Genomic DNA, 22,278 nt, shown 5'->3' with positions numbered 1-22,278 from the left:
AGGAGAAATCACATGGAAACCTCAACATCCAGCGGCAATCCGTTACAGGATCTCTCCGACAATCTGGCGGCAATCGTCGAGCGGGTCGGGCAGAGCGTCGTCGCGGTACACGGCCGGCATCGCATTCCGTCAAGCGGGGTAATCTGGCGGCACGGTGTTGTCGTCACGGCTGCACACACGCTTAGACGCGCGGAAGGAATCGACGTTACGCTGGCCGATGGCCGTACGGTCCCCGCAGTCCTCGCGGGCCGCGATACCGGTACCGACGTTGCCGTGCTGAAACTGGACGGTGTGGACCTGGACCCAGTCGAGTCCGGCGATGCCCGCTCGCTCAAGGCGGGCCATTTTGTACTCGCGGTCGCGCGGGGAGACGGGTTCGGCACCAGCGCCGATTTTGGCGTGATCGGCAGCGCAGGCGGTCCCTGGCGCACCTGGCGGGGCGGTCAGCTCGATGCGTTCGTGCGGCTCGACGGCGGCCTGCATCCGGGTTTCTCCGGCGCGGCACTCGCGGATGTGCGCGGGCAGGTCATGGGCATTTGCACGTCGGCGCTTGCGCGTGGCGCGGGCATGGTGATCCCCGGGGTGACCGTGGAGCGCGTCACCGAAGAGTTGCTGGCTAAAGGGCGCGTCGCGCGAGGCTACCTCGGCATCGGCACGCAGCAGGTGAACCTGTCGGATGCGTGGGTCGGGAAAATGAGCCTGTCCTCCAACCATGGATTGCTGGTCAATTCGCTCGCGCCGGGCGGTCCTGCGGAAGTAGCGGGCGTGCTGCTGGGCGATGTGCTGATCGAACTGGACGGCAAGCCTTGCCGCGACGTGGACGACGTGCACACTGCGCTTGGCTCCGGGAGCATCGGACAGCAGCTGAAGATCGCGCTGATCCGGGGCGGTGAACGCAGCGAGTGTTCGGTCACCGTGGGTGAACGCCCGCAACGGGATTCGTGCCGGTGAAGTCCAGGAACCGGTCAAATGTCGGATGGACAGATGGCACAGATGAGCCCCGTCCGGGTCGCGATCGTTGCTGATTCGCCGCAGGTGCGCGCAAGCCTGCAAGCGCTGGTCGACGCGAGTCCGGCACTCAGACTCGCGGGCAGCGCGCCCGACGTTGGCATGCTCGCCGACAGTCTTGCCGGTTCAGTCCCGGATGTGATCGTGATCGACGTGGAACCCGGGGCAAGCGACGCACCCAAAGCCGGATTCGGCATAGGGCACACGCCATCGGCGCTCGTCATGCTGACCGACGAGGCGGACAGCGAGTGGCTCCTCGAAGCTTTGCCGGGTGATGCGGCGGCGATTCTGCCGCGGAACGCGTTGCCAGGCGAGATCGTCGCATCTATCGAAGCGGTGGCCGCGGGCCTTTACGTACTCTCGCCGGATATCCTCGGGCGATTGCTCGGTGCACGGACACCGCCGCGGCAGGCGGCGTCCGGTGCGCCCTTCGAAACCCTGACGTCACGCGAGATCGAAGTACTGACGATGCTCGCCGAAGGGCTCGGCAACAAGGAGATCGCGCGGCAGCTCGATATCTCGGACAACACCGTGAAGTTCCACCTTGCCTCCATTTTCGGCAAGCTGGGCGCGACCAACCGCACCGAAGCGGTGATGCTCGGGATGCGGCACGGATTCATCATGGTGTAGCACGTCGCTTATTTGCCCAGCCACTTCGCGCTCATTTACGCATATTCGCGATTGGCTTTGCTCAAGTGCAGCCACTGGTCGACCAAGCGTTTGAATTTTTCCCAGGAATTCCCAGAATACCGCGCGACTGTCGCGAGCACGTACACTCATCGTTCTTCCCTGCGCTGAGAGAAACCGTGCCTGCCATCACCTGCATCGAGGATTTACGCGTACTTGCCCAACGGCGCGTGCCGCGCATGTTCTACGACTACGCCGACAGCGGCTCGTGGACCGAGAGTACCTACCGCGCGAATGAAAGCGACTTCCAGCGCTTGAAGCTGCGCCAGCGAGTGGCGGTCAACATGGCGGGCCGCAGCACGCGCACCGAGATGGCCGGTCAGGAGGTCGCCATGCCCGTGGCGCTCGCGCCGACGGGATTAACCGGTATGCAACATGCCGACGGCGAAATTCTCGCGGCGCGCGCGGCCGAGAAGTTCGGCGTCCCGTTCACCTTGTCCACGATGAGCATCTGCTCGATCGAGGACGTTGCCGCCGCGACCAGCAAGCCGTTCTGGTTCCAGCTTTATATGATGCGCGACCGCGATTTCATTGTGCGGTTGATCGAGCGGGCTCGCGCGGCACGGTGCAGCGCGCTGATGCTGACGCTGGACCTGCAGATCCTCGGTCAACGCCATAAGGACATCAAGAACGGGCTGTCGGCGCCGCCCAGACTGACGCCCGCGAACCTCGTCAATCTGGCGACCAAGCCGCGCTGGTGCCTCGGCATGCTCGGCACCCGGCGGCACACTTTCGGCAACATCGTGGGTCATGCGAAGGGGGTGGGCGATCTGTCGTCACTGAGTTCGTGGACCGCCGAGCAGTTCGATCCTGCGCTGAGCTGGGCCGACGTCGAGTGGGTCAAGAAGCTGTGGGGCGGCAAACTCATTCTGAAAGGCATCATGGATGTCGACGATGCGCGCCTTGCCGCCGACAGCGGCGCCGACGCGCTGATCGTCTCCAATCACGGCGGCCGTCAACTCGATGGTGCGCCCTCTTCGATCTCGGCGCTCCCCGAGATCGCACGCGAGGTCGGCTCGCGCATCGAGGTGTGGATGGATGGCGGCATCCGCAGCGGACAGGACGTGCTGAAAGCCGTAGCGCTCGGCGCCAAGGGCACGCTGATCGGCCGCAGCTTCCTTTACGGCCTGGGTGCGATGGGAGAGGCGGGTGTCACACAGTGTCTGCAGATCATCCACAAGGAACTGGACATCACCATGGCCTTTTGCGGCCACACCGACATCCGTCAGGTGGACGAACGGATCCTGTTGCCTGACAGGCGTTGAAGACCAGCGCCGGGCGCCACGCCTGGGCGGTGGATGGGGTTCAGCCAGAGGTTCGGCGAATACCGTTCGCCGCCTCTTCTTGCGGGCCGCAGTCTTGCAACGCTTGCAGAAACGTCGAACTCCACCAGTGCACGTCGAACGTGCGGATCCGGTGAAGAAGCGCCTCATGCCGGTTGATCCGCTCGTCGAGCGACATCGTTAGCGCCCGCTGAATGGCCTGCGCCGTACCTTGCGTGTCGTAGGGGTTGACCAGCAGCGCTTCCTTCAATTGCTCCGCGGCACCGGCAAAGCGCGAGAGCACCAGCATGCCAGGGTCGGCGGGGTCCTGTGCGGCGATGAATTCCTTCGCGACCAGGTTCATGCCGTCCCGCAAGGGCGTAACGAGCGCGACCCGACTCGCGCGATAGAGGCCCGGCAGACGCTTACGGGCCACGTTGCGATGAATGTAGCGCAGCGGCATCCAGTCCAGTTCACCGAAGTCGCCGTTGAGCGCACCACACAGGCTATCCATCTGACGCCGCAGATCGTCGTAGGCGCCGACGTCCTCGCGGCTAGGAGACGCGATCTGGATCAGCGTCGCGCTATCGCGGTTTTCCGGATAGTAGGTCAGCAGTTCGCGGAAAGCATGGATGCGTTGCGGCAGCCCCTTTGAGTAGTCCAACCGGTCGACACCCACGAGCAAGCGCCGCCGCGAATATTCGTCGCGCATCCGGACAAACATGTCCTGTCCTTCCTTCGAATTGGCGAGACGAATGAAGTCGTCGACGTCGATGCCGATGGGATAGGCGCCGACCCGCAGCGTTCGATTGAACGCCTGAAGGCGATCCGGACTTAAGCGTTGCGCCTGCGCTTCCGATTCGACGTAGTGAGAAAAATGCGTCAGGTCGGCTTCGCTCTGGAAGCCCACCAGATCGTATGCGAAGAGCGAGCGCATCAGCCATTCGTGTTCCGGAATCGCTGCCATGATCAGTGGCGGCGGCATCGGAATATGCAGAAAGAAGCCGATGCGGTTGGTACATCCCATGGCGCGCAATTCCGCGGCGAGCGGGATCAGCTGGTAATCGTGAACCCAGATGAGATCGTCCGGCTTCAACAGCGGCAGCAACTTGTGCGCGAATAACTGGTTGACCCTGCGATAGCCCGCTGCGAATCGCGTGTCGAAATTGGCCAGGTCCAGCCGGTAGTGGAATACCGGCCACAAGACGTCGTTGGCATAGCCCAGGTAATACGTGTCGTGATCTTCCCGGCTCAGATCAAGTGTCGCAAGCGTGACATTGCCGGCCGTTTGGACATGAACGTCACCATGGCCGGCTGGTGCGACATCCGCGGCTTCCCGGATCTTGCCGCTCCAGCCGAACCAGAGCCCGCCGGTTTGTTGCAGGCTCTCCCGTAACGCTACGGCGAGTCCGCCGGCTGCGGGCTTTCGAGGATCGGCAGTGCGATTTGAAACGACGACGAGACGACTCATGAGGTCCTTGTGCTGTTGCGTTCACATTGCGATATCCGGCACGGCAAAGGGGGACATCACGTCCCCTGCCGGCGCACGACGAACGTGCACGGCTTTTGCCGAGGTCAGCGCAGTGGGGCCGCTCGTTCCTGAAGCCTCGAACTCGCGGAGCGGCCGGCCATGCCGGACAAGGGTCACGTTCTGAATGAGTCAGTTTACTATGTCGTTAACACATGCTCACGCCTGCGCTTCGCGTGCACGCTTCATCCGCGGAAATGAAGCGCCGTCACTGAAACGAGGCAGGGTCTCAGCTCTTTTTTGTGGTCATGGCGACAAACGGTGTCGGTACATGCTGACACGCCTCGCTTCCGCACTTCGGGCAACGCGGATGAGCATCCGCGTGTTCAGCGAGATGTTCGGCATGCTCGAACAACTCGCCACACTTCTCGCAACGATATTGGTACGTCGGCATTGTGTTCCTCCAAGACGAATCCCACCCGTGCCGGCCAGATATCACTCACCAGCACTGTGAAAATCCATTCTAGTGCAGGAAATACACAGCCATGCGCCTCATCTCAGCCAGTGCGCACTGGATACGACGACGGCGCGCAAGCAACACGCGCGCCACCTACGGGTGGGCGATTTCACATCGCCGCGCTATTGCGCGGATCCGCGCTTCCGCAAATGGCCGTTTGTACTAGGCTTGATTAACGAAGCAAGGCCGTCGCCGTCCGGCGAACCCGACGAACCGACATCCGCTGACGAAAGCAGCCTCTCCCCCCAGTACTTCTGGTGCCACAGAGTGAGGTCCGATATGCAACTGCTTACGGTAACAATCGTCAAACCCGAGGCGACGAACTTCATCCTGGGGCAAAGCCACTTCATCAAGTCTGTCGAGGATCTGCACGAGGCCATGGTCGGCACCGTTCCGGGCATCAAGTTCGGTTTGGCCTTTTGCGAAGCATCGGGTAAACGCCTCGTGCGCCAGTCCGGTACGGACGCCGACCTGATCGAGTTGGCGTGCCAGAATGCCATGGCCATCGCGGCAGGCCACTGCTTCGTGATCTTTCTCGGCGATGGCTTTTACCCGGTCAACGTTCTGAACGCGGTAAAAACTGTGCCGGAGGTATGCCGGATCTTCTGCGCGACGGCGAATCCCGCACAGATTCTGGTTGCCGAGACAGACCAGGGGCGCGCTATTCTCGGCGTGGTCGACGGGTTCACGCCGCTCGGCGTGGAGAACGAAGAGGACGTTCAGTGGCGCAAGAATCTGTTGCGTGCCATCGGTTACAAAGCGTAGGCACGGTTGCGCTCATTTGGCGAAGTGCGTGTTTGCGAAGTGCGCGTAGGCGACATGCGCGCCGGTCCGGTTGATCCATGAAACATCTATGTCTCCAGCCCGGCACCCTATGGCCGACCATCCTGCGCCAGACCGAGCATGCGCTGCGTCGTGGTGCACTGCGACCGATCGAGACAACCCAGGCACTGGTCGAAGATCGTGGCATACGCTTCCTTGTCCGCCAGGTCTCAAGTCTCGCTCGTAAGGAGGAAACCCGACACGCGTCCAGGGTCAAGACAGGAGCATCCAGCGCGGTCAATCCGTTCCTTCCTTATGACCCCAACCTCTTTGTGGCCGATCTCTCTGACACTCACGTCGCCTTGCTCAACAAATTCAACGTCATCGACCATCATCTCCTGATCGTCACCCGTTGCTTCAAATCCCAGGACACGCTGCTCGATCTCGCGGACTTTGCTGCATTGATCGCCTGCATGGCCGAGTTCGACGGACTGGGTTTCTACAATGGCGGCGCAGACGCCGGCGCGAGTCAGCACCACAAGCATCTGCAGATCGTGCCGCTGCCGCTCGGCGAATCAGGTCCGCCGCTCCCCATTGAATCCCTGCTTGCGTCCGCGTGCATGGAAGGTCCAATCGGCACCTTACCCGGCCTGGCTTTCCGGCACGCGTTCACTCATCTGGAACTGGCTCCTGCCGCCTCGCGGCACGCAGCACACGCCGCTTTAGATTGCTACCACGCGTTGCTCGAAGCGGCTGGCGTGCGAGAGATCGAGGTGAATGGCGAACTGCACCAGGCGGCGCCGTACAACCTGCTGGTCGCCCCTGGATGGATGCTGCTCGTGCCAAGGTCTGTGGAATGTGTCCAGGGAATTTCGGTGAATGCGCTGGGGTTTGCGGGATCGCTCTTCGTGCGCGACGCAGCACAGATGCAAGTCATCAAGCGCCTCGGCCCGATGACCGTGCTGGAACGAGCCGCGGTCCCTGCGGTCATGGGGCAATAGCGCTTATCTGCAACGCTTATCTGCAACGAGAAAAGCCAGCTGAAAGCAAAGACCAGATCGGCTGGGACGCTCGCGATCCCTGCATCGATAATGCCAGGCGGGCCCACAATGCGCCGGATCAGTCGCCGCGGCAGCGCGCTGCCCGCGCTTCAACGCCTGGGTCCCCTCATAGCCTCCGCTTCGATGGCGGCTTGGCGTTCCTCGCCGGCCTCAATGGGGTCCATGGTTTCATCGATGAAAGCAGTCGCGCGTTCTGTGGCCGCCGTCGCTTCATCGACGGTAGCGTCGAGTTCGCCATCGTCGTCGCTCGGCGGTTCCAGCATGTCCCGAAGCATAGCCTCCAGCTCCGGTGTATCCCACGGCTCGCCATGCTGCTTTCTTTTCTTTATGTAGTGCCTGACTTCTGCGTCTTGCTCCGGTGTCAAGGGCAGACCGTGAAAGGTGCTTTGGGGGGTAGCGTCGGCCATGGTATCGCTCCAGGGTTGGACTCGTTTCGAGTGTACCTCTGCTGCGCTCAAAGGGCCTCAATTATCGTTCCGCGCAGCGGCTCCGAAACAGGTGTCGGTAAATGGGAATGCCGTCGCTATTTCTCCGGTCACCTAAAATACAAACATGGTTCTGACCTCAAAGGAGGTTGCCATGACTGAGTCAATGATCAGTTTTGTAGTGGGAATCGCGGTGCTGCTATGCGTCGTGATATTTACGGCGGCGCGCTACAGGCGGGAACACAAGGACCAGCCGGCTGCCCGTTGGCTGGACACGCATCCGATCAAGGACTGGCTGCGTCATAAGCACTGAATGGCGCCAAGTGATTTCTGGCAAGCGCCGGGGTGCGCAAGTGTTATTTCTCTACGACGTTATCGTCTGCTGTCAATCGAGAACGACGCTTCTACGCTACCCCGGTTCGCTCGGAGATTTCGAATCCGGCTAGCCCAGTGCCCCCCAATGCCGGAGAGGAAGCACCACACGGAAATGGATTTTGTCCATTTTCGGCCAGTGCCGCCCCTTTGGCTGTCATACATCCACGATGACTTCGAAGCCACCGTAGATCAGCCGCTTGCCGTCGAAAGGCATCGGATTGACGTCAGGCTGCAGCCGCGGATCGGCCATCACCGCTTTCATGCCTTTATCCCGCGCCTGACGCGACGGCCAGACAACCCAGGAGAACACCACGGTTTCGTCCTCCTTGCGTTTGACGGCCATCGGAAACGACGTCAGCTTGCCCTCCGGGACGTCATCGCCCCAGCATTCGACCACCTGCAACGCGCCGTTCTCCTTAAAAACGCCCGCGGCCATTTTGGCCTGTTTTATATATTTTTCGCGGTCGATCCTGGCTACCGGCACGACAAATCCATCGACGTAATTCATGAGCACGCTCCTTTCGGATTAAAAATCGAATAGGGGACGGAAAGCGACGATATTCGGACCCGCGCCGCCGTACCGCAACCCTATAAGCACGACGAACGACACGCCACGAAATCGACAGCGATCTTGTCGCCCTTCAATCCGGCCACCAGGGAAACAACCAGTGGACGGGTCAACCTCATGGTGTAGCATTCGATCGTTACATTATTAAATGTAACAATAAAAAATGTCATCATGACGGCAGCCACAGGCCCGTCGGACAGCCTATTCGGGAGGCAGGTATGGGTGGCAAGGACATTCCACACGTCAACGTGGACGAACTGGCGCAGTTCCGCGAAGTCCAGCAACTGGCTTATCGGTGCGTTGAGAACGTCGGCGACATGCTCCGGCTGGGCATGACGGAAAAGGACGCCGCCCGGCTGCTGACCGAATGGTTGCAGGACCACGGCGTGCGTGACTGGCTGCACAAACCCTTCGCCTGGTTTGGCGACCGTACCGCCTTTGAGGGCTTTTCCGGGCTGTCGCACATGGCCGGCTTTAACCTGGCTTTCTTCCCGGGTTCGCGGCGGCTGGAAGAGAACATGCCGGTGATTCTCGACGTGGCGCCGGTGCTGAACGGTGTGATCGCCGATGTCGGCTACGCCACCTGCATCGGTACGAATCCCATTCTCGAACAGCTGAAAGACGACCTGGCAGAACACCGCGAGCTGATCGTCAGCATGGTGAAGCAACGGCACACGCTTGCCGATGTCGCGCGCGCGGTCGACCAGTTGTGCAGGAAACAGGGCGTGGAGCCGCGCCACAAGGCTTATCCATTCAAGGTACTCGCGCATCGTGTCGCGAAGCTGCACAACCCCGCCAAGCCGCGCTTCGTCGCCCGCTTCGGCCTGAACGCCACGCGCAATCTGATCCTCGACCAGGCTGGCGCAGGCAGGAAGGAAGGCTGGTCGCCGCTGTGGTCGATCGATCGCCGCTCCGATCACGCGCCGACGCCCGGCCTGTGGGCCGTCGAGCCACATCTCGGTTTTCAGGGTGTGGGCGCCAAGTTCGAAGAGTTGCTGGTCATCACCGATGACGACGCCTACTGGCTCGACGACGACCTGCCGCATGTGCGCCGCTGGGCGCAGCGCGGGCGGGCGTTGGTCGCTGCATGACGGAGGCGCACGTGCAGCTTTTGACCGAACCCGCAGCGCCCACGCCAGACGGGCCGCCACCAGCCATGCAGCACACCGGCTTCACGGTGCGCTCGGGCGACGTGACCCTTGCCGCCAAGGCATGGGGTGACCCCACCCGGCCCACCGTGGTGCTGGTGCACGGCTACCCCGACAACAGCGAAGTCTGGGACGCACTGGCCGGCTTACTGGCCGACGATTTCCATGTGGTTGCCTACGATGTTCGCGGCGCGGGGCAATCCACTGCGCCAACGGGTACGAGGGCTTATCGCCTGGGAAAACTCACCGACGACTTTATCGCCGTCATCGACGCCGTTAGTCCGGATCGCGCCGTTCATCTGGTCGCGCACGACTGGGGCTCGATCCAGGGCTGGGAATTCGTCACCGAAGAACGCTTGCGCGGGCGCATTGCGTCGTACACGTCGTGCTCCGGCCCTTGCCTCGACCATGTCGCTGACTGGATGCGAGCACGGCTGCTACGTCCCACGCCGCGGTCGATCGGCAAGGTGCTCGGTCAGCTGGTGCGCTCATGGTATGTGCTGCTGTTCCACTTGCCGGTGCTGCCCGGCTTGACCTGGCACTGGTGGCTCGGCCGCGCATGGCCGCGGGTGTTGCGTCGTGTGGAGAAGACACAGATCACGCCTCGCCCGACGCAAACGCAGGATGGCATACGCGGCGTAGCGCTGTACCGCGCCAACTTCATCCGCTGCCTGTTCACGCCGCGCAAGCGCTACGCGCACGCGCCGGTCCAGGTGATCGTGCCGACGCTGGACAAATACGTCAGCCCGGCACTGTCCGAAGACCTGTCGCGATGGGTGCCGACCTACTGGCGCCGTGAGCTGGTCGCGCGTCACTGGGTGCCGGTCACCCACCCGGAACAGATGGCCCGGATGGTGCGTGAACTCGTCAACCACACCGAAGGCGGCGCCGAACCGGACACCCTGCAACGCGCCCGTATGCACGCCTCCCGCCAACCGCTCAGCGGCAAGCTCGCGGTCGTGACCGGCGCGGGCAGCGGCATTGGGCGATGCATCGCACTGGAATTCGCGAAGCAAGGTGCGTGCGTGGTCGCGGTCGATATCGACGCGGCAAGCGCGGAACGCACTGCTACGCTGGTCAGGTTGTTAGGCCAGCACGCCTACGCACGCAAGGTCGACGTAGGCAGTGCAGAACAAATGGAAGCGTTGGCAGACTGGATCGGGACGGAACTCGGTGGCGCCGATATCGTGGTCAACAACGCCGGCATCGGCATGGCAGGCGGCGTGCTCGATACCTCGGCACAAGACTGGGAACGCATTCTTCACGTCAACCTGTGGGGCGTGATTCACGGCGCACGTCTGTTCGCCCGGCAGATGGTGAAGCGCGGCAATGGCGGCCACATCGTCAACACCGCGTCAGCCGCAGCCTTCGCGCCCTCGCGCGACCTGCCCGCCTATGCGACCACCAAGGCTGCCGTGCTGATGCTCAGCGAGTGCATGCGCGGAGAACTCGCCTGTCACGGTATCGGCGTCAGCGCCATCTGTCCGGGCTTTGCCGAGACCGGGATCATGGCCGCAACCCGGTATGTCGGCACCAGCAGCGAGGACCAGCAACGCATGCGCCAGAAAGCCACGACGCTCTATCAGTTGCGCGGCCTGCAACCGGAGACGGTCGCGAAAGCGGCGCTGCGCGCGGTATTGCACAACAAGCCTGTTGTCGCCATCGGCATCGAAGCGCATTCCATGCGTTTCATCTCGCGCCACCTGCCCTGGCTAGGCCGGGTGATCGCCCGCATCAGCATGATGCCGCGCTGATATCGCCAACCGGACGCCGGAGACCCTCATGACCGAAGAACAAACGCCGTACAAGATCAAGGCACGCCATGTGAAGTTCGACTGGAGTCGAACGCCTATCCAGTGGATTCCCGGCGACCCGTCGAGCACGCACATCATCAATGTGCTGAACCTGTTGTTCCCCGCCGGCGAACTATGGTTCTGCCGCGTCTACAACAAGGCGCTGCCGCAGATCACCAACCCCGCGTTGCACGACGACGCCCAGGGGTTCCTCAGACAGGAAGCGGTGCATTCGCGCTCGCACGGCGGTGTGCTGACGCACTACTACAAGGCCCACGGCATCGACACGCAGCCCTTCACGAGGAAACTCGACTGGCTGTTCGGCAAGCTGCTCGGCGAACAACCGCTTGGGCTGAAGATCGGCAAAACGCGCTTCTGGCTGCGCCAGCAGCTCGGCATCATCGCCGCGCTGGAACACTTTTTCGGTTATCTCGGCAACTGGGTGCTCAATGCCAACGGGCTCGATGCCGCCCATGCCGACCCCACCATGCTCGACCTGCTGCGTTGGCACGGCGCCGAAGAAGTGGAGCATCGCACCGTGGCTTTCGACATCTTCCGGCATATGGGCGGCACTTACTTCGAACGCTGCTTCCACATGCTGTCGACCATCATGCTTCTGCTGTACTTTCTCACGCACGGGGCACGCTTCATGCATCAGCGCGATCCCGACGCCGGTGCGTACCGAGGCTTTATCCTCGCCTGGCGCGCCGGGGCGCGGCGCGGTTGTCTGCCGTCGTTCCGGAAAATGATCGCCGCGGCGCTACGCTATTTCAATCCTCGCTACACGCCGCATCACGAAGGCTCCACCGAGCAGGCGCTCGCCTACCTTGCAACCTCGCCCGCTGCGCAGGCCGCGGCGCATGGGGGCAACTGGGTGCGCGATGCGAATTGATACGGCAACTGATACGGCAACTCGCTCGCCGAAACCGGAACTGTCTGGCATGATTCAGGGCGCCTTCGCGCGGCCAATCTTCGTCTGACACACACTGCACTTCATGCTTCGATTCGAGAATCTTTGCAAACGCTACGGCGAGCGCATCATTTTTCAGGGACTGCGTTACAGCACCGGCGCAGGATGCGTGGCGCTCAACGATGAAACCGGCAGCGGCAAGTCCACCTTGCTCGGCATCCTCGCCGGTACGATCGAGGCCGATGAAGGCGAGGTGTGGCTCGATGGGCATTCGCTGCGTACCGCGCCGCTCGAGGCAAAATCGATACTCGCGTATATCCCCGATGACTGCATAGCGTATCCGCTTCAAACCGGTCGCGCGTTTCTCGAACATGTCGCATCGACCAGAAAGACGGTAGTCGACAGCCGCACGCTCGATCTCGCGCACCGCTTCGGGCTCGCGCCGCATCTCGAGAAACGCTTCGAGCAAATGTCGTTTGGCACCCGCAAGAAGATGTTCCTGACGGCGATCGCGCTGGGCAAGCCCACCGTCGTCATCGCGGATGAGCCGGCTGGCGGGCTCGACGCCGCTGCGCGCGCTGTACTGATCGATTGGTTCAAAACGTTAGCCGAAGACCGCACGGTCTTTTTCTCGAGCTACGACACGGCGCTGACGCAAGCCTGCAATGCGACACTGATCGGTTTCGCCGATCTTGGTATGAGCGTTTAACAAGCTACTGCGAGGCGCCCGCGAGCTTACTGCGCGCCGTCCTGGGTCATGACCAGCGCGAGCGATGCGGAAAGAATCGATTTCGCCAGCTTGTCGTCGTCCACTGCGCGCGCAAGCGTAATGGCTCCCACGATGGTCGCGACGACGCCCAACGCCGGCTGTTCGCTCTCAGTGGATGCGGCTTGTGCTATTCGCGACGCCAGCTTGCGCACGTACTCCGTGAGCTGTTCCCTGACGTCCGGATTCGCATGGCGCGCCTCGCCGGCGAGTGCGCACAACGCACATCCTTTGCCGGGATTCTTCACGTGACGCTCATTGAGAAACGCCTCGGCGATGGACTGCAGAGGCGTTTCCCCACGCTTTCCCGAACTGGCTAAGAGAGACGCAATGCGCTTCTCGCTCTGACTGACCGCGTGCTCGAGCGCTTCCAGAATCAACGCATCACGCGACGAAAAATGACCGTAGAACGCGCCGTGCGTGAGCCCCGCGCTGCGCATGCAGTCGGCGACGCCGAGCGCCTCGATGCCGTGTTCGCGGATCTGCCGTGATGCGCTCTCCAGAACCCGCTGCCTGCTCTCAGCCTTTTGTGCCTGCGAATAACCCATTTTTTGCCTCACCACCCTTGACAATCTGCATGATGACTATAATACTGAACTTCTGCATGACGATCAACATACAGAATGAGGTGTTGACGACGCTCATGCTGGTTTGGATGCGGCGGCTGCCCTGCGCTGCGTAACAGGACTTGGCGCCGTCAGCAGGCGCGACTTTCGACTCGATCTCGCGCCGTAACACACAGGAGAAGGATATGCGTTTTACTGGAAAGACAGCGCTCGTCACTGGCGGCAACAGCGGCATTGGTTTTACTGCAGCGAAGCTTTTGATCGCCGAAGGCGCCCGTGTTGCGATCACTGGCCGCGATCGCGCAAAACTGGATGAGGCGGTATCCGCGCTCGGCGAAAACGCGCTAGGCATAGCGGCTGATCTCGACGATGAAACCGCGATCGAGTCGATGTTCAAGCAGATCCAGCAAGCATTCGGGTCCCTCGACATCGTTTTCGCCAACGCCGGGATCTCCGGTCCGACGCCGCTCGGCGGCACGACCGCTGCTGCGTTCGAGGCGATTCTTCGCACCAATCTCACTGCTGTCTTTCTCACGGTTCAATCGGCCCTTCCGTTGATGAGCGCCGGCGGCGCGATCGTATTGAACGGCTCCGTGATGCGCGAGTTAGGCTCGCCGGGGTCGGCCGCTTATTCCGCTACGAAGGCGGGCGTCACCGGCATGGCGAGGGTGTTTGCATCCGAACTCGTGCAGCGTGGCATTCGCGTCAACACCGTGATTCCAGGCGGCACGCGCACGCCGATCTGGACGCGCGGCGCACGGGCCGGCGCGACGCTCGACGGGACCGAAGAAGCGCTCGCGCCGCGCATTCCGCTGGCTCGCCTCGCTACACCTGAAGAGGTTGCCAAGGCCGTACTTTTCCTCGCGTCCGATGACGCTTCCGGAATCACGGCGGCGGAAATCGTCGTCGACGGCGGCACAATCGGTGCGCCGTGGGGGGCGCCTATCTTCCGCAAGGGGTGAAAGCTGGGCGAACGTGCGCATGCGGCGATCCAGCCTTGGAGATAAGCCGCATGCCGGCGAAAGTCCGGATAACGTTGGCTCAACAATGCTCGCCTAACGACGGCGCCACTTCCAGGTGTCGATGCGAATCGCCTATTCGATCTGCGGTCCAGCAAATTCCTGGGCCAGCTTGCGCGCCGCGTTGGCGAACATCAGGATGTCAACGCCCGTGGCGACGAAGGTGCAGCCCAGTTCGAGGTAATGTCGTGCAAGCGTGGGATCCGAGGTCAACGTGCCTGCGGCTTTGCCTGACTCGACGATGGTGCGCATGGCGGCCTCGATCGCACGTTGGACTTCAGGATGGCCCGGCTTGCCGCGATAGTCCATCGAGGCGGCCAGATCGGCCGGGCCGATGAACACGCCATCGACACCCTCGACTGCGCAGATCGACTCGAGATTCGCCAAAGCGGTCACGGTCTCCGCCTGCACCAGCACGCAGATTTCGCTGTCGGCGACGTCCAGATAATCGGTCCGCGCACTCCAGCGCGAGGCCCGGCCAACCGCGCTGCCCACACCGCGAACGCCATGTGGCGGATAGCGCACGGCGGACACGACCGCCCTCGCCTGCTCCGCGGTGTCGACCATCGGCACCAGCAGCGTGCGTGCGCCGATGTCGAGCAGACGCTTGATCAGTGCCGGGTCGCTGTTGACAGGCCGCACCACGGCTTCTGCTCCATAAGGCGCGACCGCCTGCAACTGCGCGAGGATGCTGCGCAGGTCGTTCGGCGCGTGCTCGCTGTCGATCAGAAGCCAGTCGAAGCCGGCGGTCGCGCTCACTTCGGCCAGATACGCGTCGGCCATGGAAAGCCAGAAACCGATCTGGCGGCGCCGGACGGCAAGAGCGGATTTGAACGAATTAGGCGCTGGCATCTGCATTGCGTTGCTCATGGCTCTCGAACTCCACGGGTTTGTCGTCGAACTGGATCGGTTCCACTTTGCCAAGCAGGAACACGTAATTGAGGATGGCGATCGCGATCAGCACCGATGAAAAAACCAATGCAGGGATGAACGATCCCGTCGCACCGACAATGGCGCCCGTCACCACCGGACCGACCACACCCCCCATGTTCGACACCGTGTTCTGGACCCCTGCTACCATCGACACCATGTTCCGCGGCGCGACATCGGCGGGAAGCGCCCACACCTGGGATGCGGCAACCGTCGTGCCTGACTTGGCGATACAAAGCAGAACCACGGCCGTGACCGCGGATTGCGCAAAGGCCGCGAGACCGATGCTCGATGCCATGACGAGGCCGATGACGAGAAAGAGCTTGCGGGTTGCGGTGAGAGAAAGCTTGCCGGAGCTGTATACGCGGTCGGACGCCCATCCCGCCAGCACTTCGACAAACATCGATATCACGAGCGGCAGCGATGCCATGAAGCCCATCTCCATCAGACTCATGCCGCGCGCCTTGACCAGGTAAGTGGGCAGCCATGTGATGAAGAAGTACGAGTTGTAGTTGATCATGAAGAAGCCGATGCACATCGCCCAGATGTTCCGGTGTGCGAATAGCCGCTTCCAGGACGCGCCCGGCTTGCACGCATCGACGGCCGCCGGGCTCTGCTCATCACGGATGTAAGCGAGTTCCGCCGCGTCGACCCGCTTGTGATCGGCAGGCGAGTCCTTGAATGCGAGCTGCCACACGACGCACCAGATCAGACCCAGCGAACCGGTAATCGCAAAGGTGATTTTCCAGTCGAAGGTCGCCAGAAGGTAAGCGATCAACGGCAGTGCAATCGCGCCGCCGAGCTTCGAGCCGCTGTCGAAGATGCCCGCAACCGTCGCGCGCTCCTGCTTCGGAAACCATCTGGATGCGATACCCGCGTTGCTCGGATAAGCGCCCGCTTCTCCGATGCCGAGCGCGACGCGCAGCGCGACAAGCGACTTGAATCCGCTGGCGAGCCCGGTGGCGGCGGTCGCCAGCGACCACCAGAACACGGCGAAGCCAAGGACCTTCTTCTGGCCGAACCGGTCGGCCAGCATGCCGGCCGGCAATTGCAGCAGCGCATAGGACCAGAAAAACGCCGACATCACGATGCCCATTTCCATCGCGCTCAGATGAAACGCCGTCTGAATGTGTGGCGCCGCGGCGGACAGCACGGTGCGGTCGATATAGTTGATCGCGATCGCCGCCCACATGAGGCCGGCCACCAGCCAGCGCACCTTCGATCGTGACGCCCTTTGCCAGTCGCTCTGCATGTCTTGTCTCCTGTTCTGTATTGGCACTTCCGGTTGCGCATCGCGCGACGCTTCGAGGCGTCAGCTCACAATACCCATATGCCACGGTACGAATTCGTGATCTCCCAGGCCCAGCAATTCGCTTTTTGTCCGCTCGCCCGACGCGGTACGCAGGATATGCTCGAAGATATCCTGTCCCATCTCCTGCACGGAGCGCTCGCCGTCCATAACGAGTCCACAGTTGATATCCATATCCTCGCCAAGGCGCTTGAACATCGGCGTATTGCTGGCGAGCTTGAGGGTCGGCGCGGGCTTCGAGCCGAACATGGAGCCGCGGCCGGTCGTGAAGCAGATCAGGTTTGCACCGCTCGCGATCTGACCGGTCACCGCAACCGGATCGTAGCCGGGCGAATCCATGAAGACGAAACCCGCGCGGTCGATCGGTTCGGCGTATTCGTAGACGGCCTGGAGCGGCGTGGTACCGCCCTTCATCGCGGACCCGAGCGACTTTTCGAAAATATTCGCGAGGCCGCCCTGCTGATTTCCCGGGCCGACCACGCCGTTGAACTGGCCGTTGTGGCCACGCGTATAACGCGCCCACCAGGCGAGCCGGTCGAGCAGCTTCTGCCCGACTTCGGGTGTTACCGCCCGGCGGGTCAGCATGTACTCGACACCGTGAATCTCCGGCGTCTCCGAGAGGATCGCGGTGCCGCCGTGGCGCACCAGCAGATCCATCGCCGCGCCCAGTGCGGGATTGGCCGTGATGCCGGAAAAGCCGTCCGATCCGCCGCATTCCAGACCGATCTTCAGATGGCTCGCCGATACGCGACGCCGCTCGATGTCGTTCGCTGCCGGCAGCATCTGCTCGATGGCCGCGACGCCCGCCTCGATTGTCGCGCGGGTGCCGCCTTCATTCTGCATCACGAGCGCGCGCATCGTCTTGCCGGTCGCCAGCCCCTGCGACTCCAGCAGATCCACCACCTGGTTGCGCTCACAACCGAGACCGACCACCAGTACGCCGGCAAGATTCGGATGCCGCGCGTAACCGGCCAGCGTGCGCCGCAGGACGTCGAAATGCTCGCTCGGCGAGGACATACCGCAGCCGCTTGTCTGCGCGAACGCCACCACGCCGTCGACCTTCGGGTAGCGGGCGAGACGCTCGGGCGTGAACCACGCGGCAATGTGCCTGATGACCGTCGCAGAGCAATTGACGGAGGCGAGGATGCCGATGAAGTTGCGGGTGGCGATGCGCCCGTCAGGACGCACGATGCCGAGGAAGGTTGCTCGCTGAGCCTCCGGAACGTAGTCAACTGGGCGAACGTCCTGACAAAAACCCGGATCGCGCTCGAAGTCGATCAACTCGATGTTGTGCGAATGAACGTGCTCGCCCACCTCGATATCGCGCGCTGCCCGGCCAATCACCGTGTCGTACTTGCGTATCGGCTGGCCAAGCAGGATGCGGGTGGCGGCGACCTTGTGGCCCGGCGAAACCTGCGCACGCATGCGCAGCTCGATATCGCCGAACCGCAGCAACTGGCCGATCGCCAACGTCTCGCGCGCGATCAGCACGTTGTCCGCCTCGTTAAGCCTGATCAGCGGGCCTGTGAAGGCCGTGTTTGCCTGCAACATCCTCTTCGTCCTCCGTGGCTGGCTTTCGAGGGCTTGTACCCGAACGTCCCAGCCGTCACTTGCCGCTTGTCGCCTGCCGCGGTTGATGCAAGCGGTGTCTCAATGTCGATATTAATGGGTTGACGCTGTAATGTTACCGGTTTATGTAACCGGTAACATTACAGCTATCGTAGTATGCTTTTGCGATAATTGCCAGCCACCTTTTCAATTCGACGAAAAATTTCCTGTGATCAAGACCCGGACCGACTTCAGCACGCCAGCAGAGCACGCCGCCTCTCGCCGCGCCCGCAAGAACACTGGCCGCGTCACGCTGAGCGATCTGGCGGCGCTGGTGGGTGTCACGAAGGTCACGGTCTCGCGAGCGTTGAACACCCCCGAACTCGTCTCGACCGACACGCTCGAACGCGTGCGCGAGGCAGTGCGGCAGACGGGTTACACGCCGGACCTGATTGCGGGGTCGCTGGCTTCGAATCGCAGCCGCCTGATCGTCGCGCTGATTCCGGCGATGGCGGGAAGCGTCTTCCAGGAAACCTTTGCGGCGCTGACCGCCGAACTGGCCGCCGCGGGTTATCAGTTGCTGATCGGCCAGAGCGGCTACGACGAATCGCGCGAAGACGCGCTGCTCGACGCCATCGTGGGCAGGCGCCCCGCGGGTATCGTACTGACCGGCGTGATTCACTCGGAACATGCGAGGCAAAAGCTCCAGGCTTCAGGCATTCCCGTCGTCGAAACATGGGACATCACGCGGGCGCCGCTCGACATGCTGGTTGGCTTTTCTCATCAGAAGGTCGGCAAAGCCGCGGCGCGTTATCTGCAGACACGTGGTGCGCAACGGCCGGCCGTGGTGACGCCGAGCGATCGCCGCGCGCAAACGCGCACCCACGCGTTCGTGAAAACGTTCGGTCCGGCGGCCAGGATTCCCGTCGTATCGGTCGAGTCGCCTGCCAATCTGGGTGACGGCAGGCGCGCGTTGAGCGCCCTGCTCGATCAGCACCCCGACATCGATGCTGTGTTCTGCGGCGCCGATATCCTTGCGCTGGGCTTGCTGATGGAGGCCCGAAGCCGGGGCCTGTCGGTCCCGCAGCAACTGCGGGTGATCGGTTACGGCGATCAGAACTTCGCACCGGACACGGACCCGCCCCTCACCACCATCCGGATCGACGGCACCCGAATCGGCAAACTGGCGGCGTCCATGCTGGTTGAAAAAATAGAAAGCGGCGTCGAAGCGCACCGTATCGTCGACGTCGGTTTCACGCTGATCGAGCGCGACAGCGCCTGATAGCGGTCTGGGCGCCAGTTCAGAGAGAGGAACCACCGCACACCATAATCTGCTGCCCGGTAATCGCGCCCGCATCCGGGCCGAGTAGAAACGCGGTCAAGGCGGCGACTTCCGACGGCTGAACGAACCGGCCGATTGGCGGCATTTTCGGCGGAGTTCCGGCACGCGCGGGATCGCTGAGCAACGGTGTATCCGTTGCGCCGGGCGCCACCACGTTGACCGTGATACTGCGCGGCGCGAGTTCGGCGGCCCATGATCGGGCCATGCCGATCAACGCCGCTTTTGTCGCCGCGTATTGACTGCGAGTGACGGCGCCATTCGCCGTCCGGCTGCCGATCAGCACGATTCGGCCGCCCGCAGGCATCTTCGGCATCAACGCATTGGCGAGAAAGGCGGCTGCGTCGACATGAATCCGCCACATCGCCGCGCCGTCGCCCGCGGCCAGTTCGCCGAGCGGCGCCGTGCGCATGAAGCCGGCCGCGTGCACGAGCGCATCGCATGAGCCGATTGCATCGAGAGCAGGCTCGAGCACCGTGAAATCCGTCACGTCGACAGGTACGATAGTCAAACGCTCGACGGTCTCCCTAGCCGGTGTCCGGCACAAACCGGTCACGCGCCAGCCATCCGCCAACAGGCGCTCGACAATCGCGAGGCCGATTCCCGATGACGCGCCCGTCACCACCGCATGCCGTTGCACCACAGATTTCGCTGCCACGCCGTTTCCCCTCGAAAATCGGTCACGCGGAGGCGTCGCGAACGCTTATCGAACCGTCACGGTCTCCACCGTCACCTCGCCCCGCTCGTCGAACAAGGCGAGTTCCTGCGGCTGCGCCGCGTCATCGGTAATCAACGTCCAATCGCGTTCGAGCGGCGTCCAATGTTGCTGGCTGGCGCGGCCGAGCTTGTCGGCGGTGACGAGCACGAACACACTTGCCGCCTGCCGGATCACGCATTCCTTCAGATACGCCTGCTCGGCAGTCGCTTCACACAGACCGCGTGTTGCGGTCACGCCATCAGCACCGAGAAACGCCTTGTCGAAACTCAGCCGGCTCAGCGCAAGTTGCGCCAAGGGTCCGAGCGTACTCATGCTCGACGAGCGGATATCACCGCCGATCAGCGTCACCCGCACTTTGCTCGATGCCAACGCGCCGACCGCCAGCAGGTTGTTCGTCACGACATGAACCGAACGATGGCCGATCAATTGCCGCGCAAGCGCCGCGGTGGTCGTGCCACCATCGAGGAACAGCGTGTCGTCGTCCTGCACATGGGCGAGCGCGGCGCGCGCGATCGCTTCTTTCTGTTCGCGGAAGCTCTCGCTGCGCTCGTCGAGCGATGCTTCCGGTTCGTGCGCGCTGACCGCCGCCGCGCCGCCATAGGTACGCAGAATCTGGCGATCGTCCGCGAGCGCCCGCAGGTCGCGCCGCACGGTCGCCTCGGACATGCCGAAGTGCTCGCACAGCGTACCGACATCGGTCATCCCGCCCAGCACAGCGTGAAGCATCGCCTCGCGGCGTTTCGCAACTTTCATGATCTTGGATCGGAGGAACCGGTTAAGCCACAGCGCGCCATCAGCGCGCGAAAAAGTGCGCCTAGTGTAGCGAATTTCCATCGCACGCCGTGTCCCTTTCCGGTCCGCTCACAACCGGCTCCTCGCTTTTACTGCTTCAGCCACGCACCCACGTTTCGTCGACGCTCACGTACTTGATACGCTGACGGAAATAGGTGAAAGCAATATGCAATGCGCCGTCACTCGATTGCACGATCGACGGATACGAATACTCGCGGTTGCGCTGCTCAGCCGAATTGTTCGTCATGCAGTAGCCGTCGCCGATCTCCAGATTGCGCCGGCGCGTCCATGTGTGCCCACCGTCTTCGGAAATCGCCAGCGACATCGGCGCACGCGGCGCGCCCCAGAATGCCGTGCCGTGCGACGAGGCACCTTGATCGCGCAACTCGCCGCTATCCTCGGAATCTTCGATATCGTCGTACAGCGATGCGCGCCGCCCGGTGCTATGCGACGCGCTGCTCTCGTTGAATACCAGCGCGAGATGGCCATTCCTCAACGACACGAACTGGATAGACGAATTGTTGTTCGGCAACGTGGTCGCTTGCGGAGCACTCCACGCGCGGCCGTCGCTCGAACGGCTCGCATAGATGAAGTCCGCCCAGCGGCTGCGGAACAATGCGAGCAGCGAGCCGTCGGCGAGTACCTGCACATTCATATGCACGCAGCCGACACTATTGGGCACCTGATGCTCGTACCACGAACGCCCTTGGTCCTCCGAGATCAGCACCGCGCTGATGTCGTTGTTGCCGACCCAGCGCTCGCCGAGTTCGGTGCGGCACATAAACACCGGGCACAGCCACGCGCCGTCGGGCAGCACAACGATCGGCTGACGTACGAACGTCCCCGGCCGGTCGAACAGCGTCTCGATCGCCCCCCACGTCACGCCGCCGTCGGACGAGATGCGCCGCCTCACGATCGCGGTGTTCTGGTGCCCGGACAACTGCGCCGTATACGTGAGCCACAAACAGCCGTCGGGCGCAGTGAACAACACGGGGTTCTGTTCGGAGCGCGTCGGGTCGTTCGACAGTTTCTCGGGCTCGGACCAGACGTCGCTACCCGCACGCAGCCGCGACATGTAGATCGACACGTCGGGAATACCTTCCTGCGTGCCGCCGAACCACACGCACAGCAGGTCGCCGTTGGAAAGCGCATGCAGATTCGCCGCGTGGTTCTGCACGCACGGTGACGGCAAATACGCGTCGCGGCGCTGTGCGTCGGCATAGGCCACTCGCACCTGGCTGTCCCACGTCGTCGAGGTCGGGGCTTCTGCGAGGATGGAAGTCATCCAGGGTTCTCCTGAGTACGTC

23 protein-coding genes are annotated in these 22,278 nt (G+C 62.6%); 12 read left to right on the top strand and 11 right to left on the bottom strand.

Annotated elements, in window-relative coordinates; translation table 11 throughout:
- Nucleotides 1-12 precede the first annotated feature (12 nt).
- The 3 genes from AC3WOG_RS24675 (at nt 13) to AC3WOG_RS24665 (ending at nt 2,960) form a co-directional block, all read left to right on the top strand.
- Nucleotides 13-951 carry a S1C family serine protease gene (locus AC3WOG_RS24675; RefSeq protein WP_492580518.1) on the top strand — a complete coding sequence of 313 codons (939 nt, stop codon included), beginning with the start codon at nt 13-15 and terminating at the stop codon, nt 949-951.
- 18 nt (nt 952-969) lie between these two features.
- A complete protein-coding gene (locus tag AC3WOG_RS24670) occupies nt 970-1,638 on the top strand; it encodes a response regulator transcription factor (protein WP_492580517.1) in 669 nt (222 codons plus the stop codon).
- Nucleotides 1,639-1,814: 176 nt separating this feature from the next.
- Nucleotides 1,815-2,960, top strand: a complete 1,146-nt coding sequence (locus tag AC3WOG_RS24665) for an alpha-hydroxy acid oxidase (RefSeq protein ID WP_492580516.1) — start codon at nt 1,815-1,817, stop codon at nt 2,958-2,960.
- Nucleotides 2,961-3,000: 40 nt separating this feature from the next.
- Here AC3WOG_RS24665 and otsA read toward each other — a convergent pair whose 3' ends face one another.
- Nucleotides 3,001-4,428, bottom strand: a complete 1,428-nt coding sequence (gene otsA / locus AC3WOG_RS24660; protein WP_492580515.1) for an alpha,alpha-trehalose-phosphate synthase (UDP-forming) — start codon at nt 4,426-4,428, stop codon at nt 3,001-3,003.
- 286 nt (nt 4,429-4,714) lie between these two features.
- The gene (locus AC3WOG_RS24655) at nt 4,715-4,879 is read right to left on the bottom strand and encodes an FmdB family zinc ribbon protein (protein ID WP_492580514.1); all 165 of its coding nucleotides are present in this window, start codon (nt 4,877-4,879) and stop codon (nt 4,715-4,717) included.
- A gap of 342 nt (nt 4,880-5,221) precedes the next feature.
- On the opposite strand from AC3WOG_RS24655, the gene AC3WOG_RS24650 reads away from it, so the two are divergent.
- Nucleotides 5,222-5,707 carry an adenosine-specific kinase gene (locus tag AC3WOG_RS24650; RefSeq protein WP_492582435.1) on the top strand — a complete coding sequence of 162 codons (486 nt, stop codon included), beginning with the start codon at nt 5,222-5,224 and terminating at the stop codon, nt 5,705-5,707.
- 77 nt (nt 5,708-5,784) lie between these two features.
- Entirely contained in the window at nt 5,785-6,705 is a 921-nt protein-coding gene (locus AC3WOG_RS24645) for an ATP adenylyltransferase family protein (protein ID WP_492580513.1), read from the top strand.
- Between the two features lie 149 nt (nt 6,706-6,854).
- Here the strand turns inward: AC3WOG_RS24645 and AC3WOG_RS24640 are convergent, their stop codons facing one another.
- Nucleotides 6,855-7,172: a hypothetical protein gene (locus AC3WOG_RS24640; protein WP_492580512.1), complete on the bottom strand. Its 318-nt coding sequence runs from the start codon at nt 7,170-7,172 to the stop codon at nt 6,855-6,857.
- Nucleotides 7,173-7,344: 172 nt separating this feature from the next.
- Between AC3WOG_RS24640 and AC3WOG_RS24635 the strand changes: the two genes are divergently transcribed.
- The gene (locus AC3WOG_RS24635; protein ID WP_492580511.1) at nt 7,345-7,503 is read left to right on the top strand and encodes a hypothetical protein; all 159 of its coding nucleotides are present in this window, start codon (nt 7,345-7,347) and stop codon (nt 7,501-7,503) included.
- A gap of 216 nt (nt 7,504-7,719) precedes the next feature.
- Here AC3WOG_RS24635 and AC3WOG_RS24630 read toward each other — a convergent pair whose 3' ends face one another.
- Complete coding sequence (locus AC3WOG_RS24630; RefSeq protein ID WP_492580510.1) at nt 7,720-8,073, bottom strand: DUF1428 domain-containing protein; 354 nt, start codon at nt 8,071-8,073, stop codon at nt 7,720-7,722.
- 278 nt (nt 8,074-8,351) lie between these two features.
- Between AC3WOG_RS24630 and AC3WOG_RS24625 the strand changes: the two genes are divergently transcribed.
- The 4 genes from AC3WOG_RS24625 to AC3WOG_RS24610 all read left to right on the top strand — a co-directional run bounded on the left by AC3WOG_RS24625 (nt 8,352) and on the right by AC3WOG_RS24610 (nt 12,693).
- Entirely contained in the window at nt 8,352-9,224 is an 873-nt protein-coding gene (locus AC3WOG_RS24625; RefSeq protein WP_492580509.1) for a M24 family metallopeptidase, read from the top strand.
- Nucleotides 9,221-11,035, top strand: coding sequence for an SDR family oxidoreductase (locus AC3WOG_RS24620; protein WP_492580508.1), 1,815 nt, complete (start codon nt 9,221-9,223; stop codon nt 11,033-11,035). Before AC3WOG_RS24625 ends, AC3WOG_RS24620 begins: the two co-directional genes overlap by 4 nt.
- Nucleotides 11,036-11,063: 28 nt before the next feature.
- A complete protein-coding gene (locus tag AC3WOG_RS24615) occupies nt 11,064-11,966 on the top strand; it encodes a metal-dependent hydrolase (protein WP_492580507.1) in 903 nt (300 codons plus the stop codon).
- A gap of 103 nt (nt 11,967-12,069) precedes the next feature.
- On the top strand, nt 12,070-12,693 hold the full coding sequence (locus tag AC3WOG_RS24610) for an ABC transporter ATP-binding protein (protein WP_492580506.1): 624 nt from the start codon (nt 12,070-12,072) through the stop codon (nt 12,691-12,693).
- Nucleotides 12,694-12,719: 26 nt separating this feature from the next.
- Here the strand turns inward: AC3WOG_RS24610 and AC3WOG_RS24605 are convergent, their stop codons facing one another.
- Nucleotides 12,720-13,298, bottom strand: a complete 579-nt coding sequence (locus AC3WOG_RS24605; RefSeq protein ID WP_492580505.1) for a TetR/AcrR family transcriptional regulator — start codon at nt 13,296-13,298, stop codon at nt 12,720-12,722.
- Between the two features lie 203 nt (nt 13,299-13,501).
- On the opposite strand from AC3WOG_RS24605, the gene AC3WOG_RS24600 reads away from it, so the two are divergent.
- Nucleotides 13,502-14,278, top strand: a complete 777-nt coding sequence (locus AC3WOG_RS24600) for an SDR family NAD(P)-dependent oxidoreductase (RefSeq protein WP_492580504.1) — start codon at nt 13,502-13,504, stop codon at nt 14,276-14,278.
- A gap of 132 nt (nt 14,279-14,410) precedes the next feature.
- Here the strand turns inward: AC3WOG_RS24600 and hpaI are convergent, their stop codons facing one another.
- Genes hpaI through AC3WOG_RS24585 form a run of 3 tightly spaced genes read right to left on the bottom strand, consistent with a single transcriptional unit; the run spans nt 14,411 to nt 18,125 of the window.
- Nucleotides 14,411-15,187: a 4-hydroxy-2-oxoheptanedioate aldolase gene (gene hpaI / locus AC3WOG_RS24595; protein WP_492582434.1), complete on the bottom strand. Its 777-nt coding sequence runs from the start codon at nt 15,185-15,187 to the stop codon at nt 14,411-14,413.
- Complete coding sequence (locus AC3WOG_RS24590; RefSeq protein WP_492580503.1) at nt 15,174-16,517, bottom strand: MFS transporter; 1,344 nt, start codon at nt 16,515-16,517, stop codon at nt 15,174-15,176. The genes hpaI and AC3WOG_RS24590 overlap by 14 nt, the downstream gene beginning before the upstream one ends.
- Before the next feature lie 60 nt (nt 16,518-16,577).
- Complete coding sequence (locus AC3WOG_RS24585; RefSeq protein WP_492580502.1) at nt 16,578-18,125, bottom strand: UxaA family hydrolase; 1,548 nt, start codon at nt 18,123-18,125, stop codon at nt 16,578-16,580.
- Between the two features lie 310 nt (nt 18,126-18,435).
- Here AC3WOG_RS24585 and AC3WOG_RS24580 point away from each other — a divergent pair, with 310 nt between their 5' ends.
- Entirely contained in the window at nt 18,436-19,404 is a 969-nt protein-coding gene (locus AC3WOG_RS24580) for a LacI family DNA-binding transcriptional regulator (RefSeq protein WP_492582433.1), read from the top strand.
- 19 nt (nt 19,405-19,423) lie between these two features.
- On the opposite strand, the gene AC3WOG_RS24575 is transcribed toward AC3WOG_RS24580, so the two are convergent.
- From AC3WOG_RS24575 to AC3WOG_RS24565, 3 genes are all read right to left on the bottom strand, one after another.
- The gene (locus AC3WOG_RS24575; protein WP_492580501.1) at nt 19,424-20,119 is read right to left on the bottom strand and encodes an SDR family NAD(P)-dependent oxidoreductase; all 696 of its coding nucleotides are present in this window, start codon (nt 20,117-20,119) and stop codon (nt 19,424-19,426) included.
- A gap of 45 nt (nt 20,120-20,164) precedes the next feature.
- Nucleotides 20,165-20,932 carry a DeoR/GlpR family DNA-binding transcription regulator gene (locus AC3WOG_RS24570; protein ID WP_492580500.1) on the bottom strand — a complete coding sequence of 256 codons (768 nt, stop codon included), beginning with the start codon at nt 20,930-20,932 and terminating at the stop codon, nt 20,165-20,167.
- Between the two features lie 136 nt (nt 20,933-21,068).
- Nucleotides 21,069-22,256, bottom strand: coding sequence for a sialidase family protein (locus tag AC3WOG_RS24565; protein WP_492580499.1), 1,188 nt, complete (start codon nt 22,254-22,256; stop codon nt 21,069-21,071).
- Nucleotides 22,257-22,278 lie beyond the last annotated feature (22 nt).

It is taken from the genome of Paraburkholderia sp. FW306-02-B (assembly GCF_058782725.1).
This window is presented reverse-complemented; position numbering and strand designations above follow the sequence as displayed.

Coding starts and splice junctions, on each gene's coding strand:
- AC3WOG_RS24675 (WP_492580518.1), top strand. CDS start 13: ATGGAAACCTCAACATCCAGCGGCAATCCGTTACAGGATCTCTCCGAC.
- AC3WOG_RS24670 (WP_492580517.1), top strand. CDS start 970: ATGTCGGATGGACAGATGGCACAGATGAGCCCCGTCCGGGTCGCGATC.
- otsA (WP_492580515.1), bottom strand. CDS start 4,428: ATGAGTCGTCTCGTCGTCGTTTCAAATCGCACTGCCGATCCTCGAAAG.
- AC3WOG_RS24655 (WP_492580514.1), bottom strand. CDS start 4,879: ATGCCGACGTACCAATATCGTTGCGAGAAGTGTGGCGAGTTGTTCGAG.
- AC3WOG_RS24650 (WP_492582435.1), top strand. CDS start 5,222: ATGCAACTGCTTACGGTAACAATCGTCAAACCCGAGGCGACGAACTTC.
- AC3WOG_RS24645 (WP_492580513.1), top strand. CDS start 5,785: ATGAAACATCTATGTCTCCAGCCCGGCACCCTATGGCCGACCATCCTG.
- AC3WOG_RS24640 (WP_492580512.1), bottom strand. CDS start 7,172: ATGGCCGACGCTACCCCCCAAAGCACCTTTCACGGTCTGCCCTTGACA.
- AC3WOG_RS24635 (WP_492580511.1), top strand. CDS start 7,345: ATGACTGAGTCAATGATCAGTTTTGTAGTGGGAATCGCGGTGCTGCTA.
- AC3WOG_RS24630 (WP_492580510.1), bottom strand. CDS start 8,073: ATGAATTACGTCGATGGATTTGTCGTGCCGGTAGCCAGGATCGACCGC.
- AC3WOG_RS24625 (WP_492580509.1), top strand. CDS start 8,352: ATGGGTGGCAAGGACATTCCACACGTCAACGTGGACGAACTGGCGCAG.
- AC3WOG_RS24620 (WP_492580508.1), top strand. CDS start 9,221: ATGACGGAGGCGCACGTGCAGCTTTTGACCGAACCCGCAGCGCCCACG.
- AC3WOG_RS24615 (WP_492580507.1), top strand. CDS start 11,064: ATGACCGAAGAACAAACGCCGTACAAGATCAAGGCACGCCATGTGAAG.
- AC3WOG_RS24610 (WP_492580506.1), top strand. CDS start 12,070: ATGCTTCGATTCGAGAATCTTTGCAAACGCTACGGCGAGCGCATCATT.
- AC3WOG_RS24605 (WP_492580505.1), bottom strand. CDS start 13,298: ATGGGTTATTCGCAGGCACAAAAGGCTGAGAGCAGGCAGCGGGTTCTG.
- AC3WOG_RS24600 (WP_492580504.1), top strand. CDS start 13,502: ATGCGTTTTACTGGAAAGACAGCGCTCGTCACTGGCGGCAACAGCGGC.
- hpaI (WP_492582434.1), bottom strand. CDS start 15,187: ATGCCAGCGCCTAATTCGTTCAAATCCGCTCTTGCCGTCCGGCGCCGC.
- AC3WOG_RS24590 (WP_492580503.1), bottom strand. CDS start 16,517: ATGCAGAGCGACTGGCAAAGGGCGTCACGATCGAAGGTGCGCTGGCTG.
- AC3WOG_RS24585 (WP_492580502.1), bottom strand. CDS start 18,125: ATGTTGCAGGCAAACACGGCCTTCACAGGCCCGCTGATCAGGCTTAAC.
- AC3WOG_RS24570 (WP_492580500.1), bottom strand. CDS start 20,932: ATGAAAGTTGCGAAACGCCGCGAGGCGATGCTTCACGCTGTGCTGGGC.
- AC3WOG_RS24565 (WP_492580499.1), bottom strand. CDS start 22,256: ATGACTTCCATCCTCGCAGAAGCCCCGACCTCGACGACGTGGGACAGC.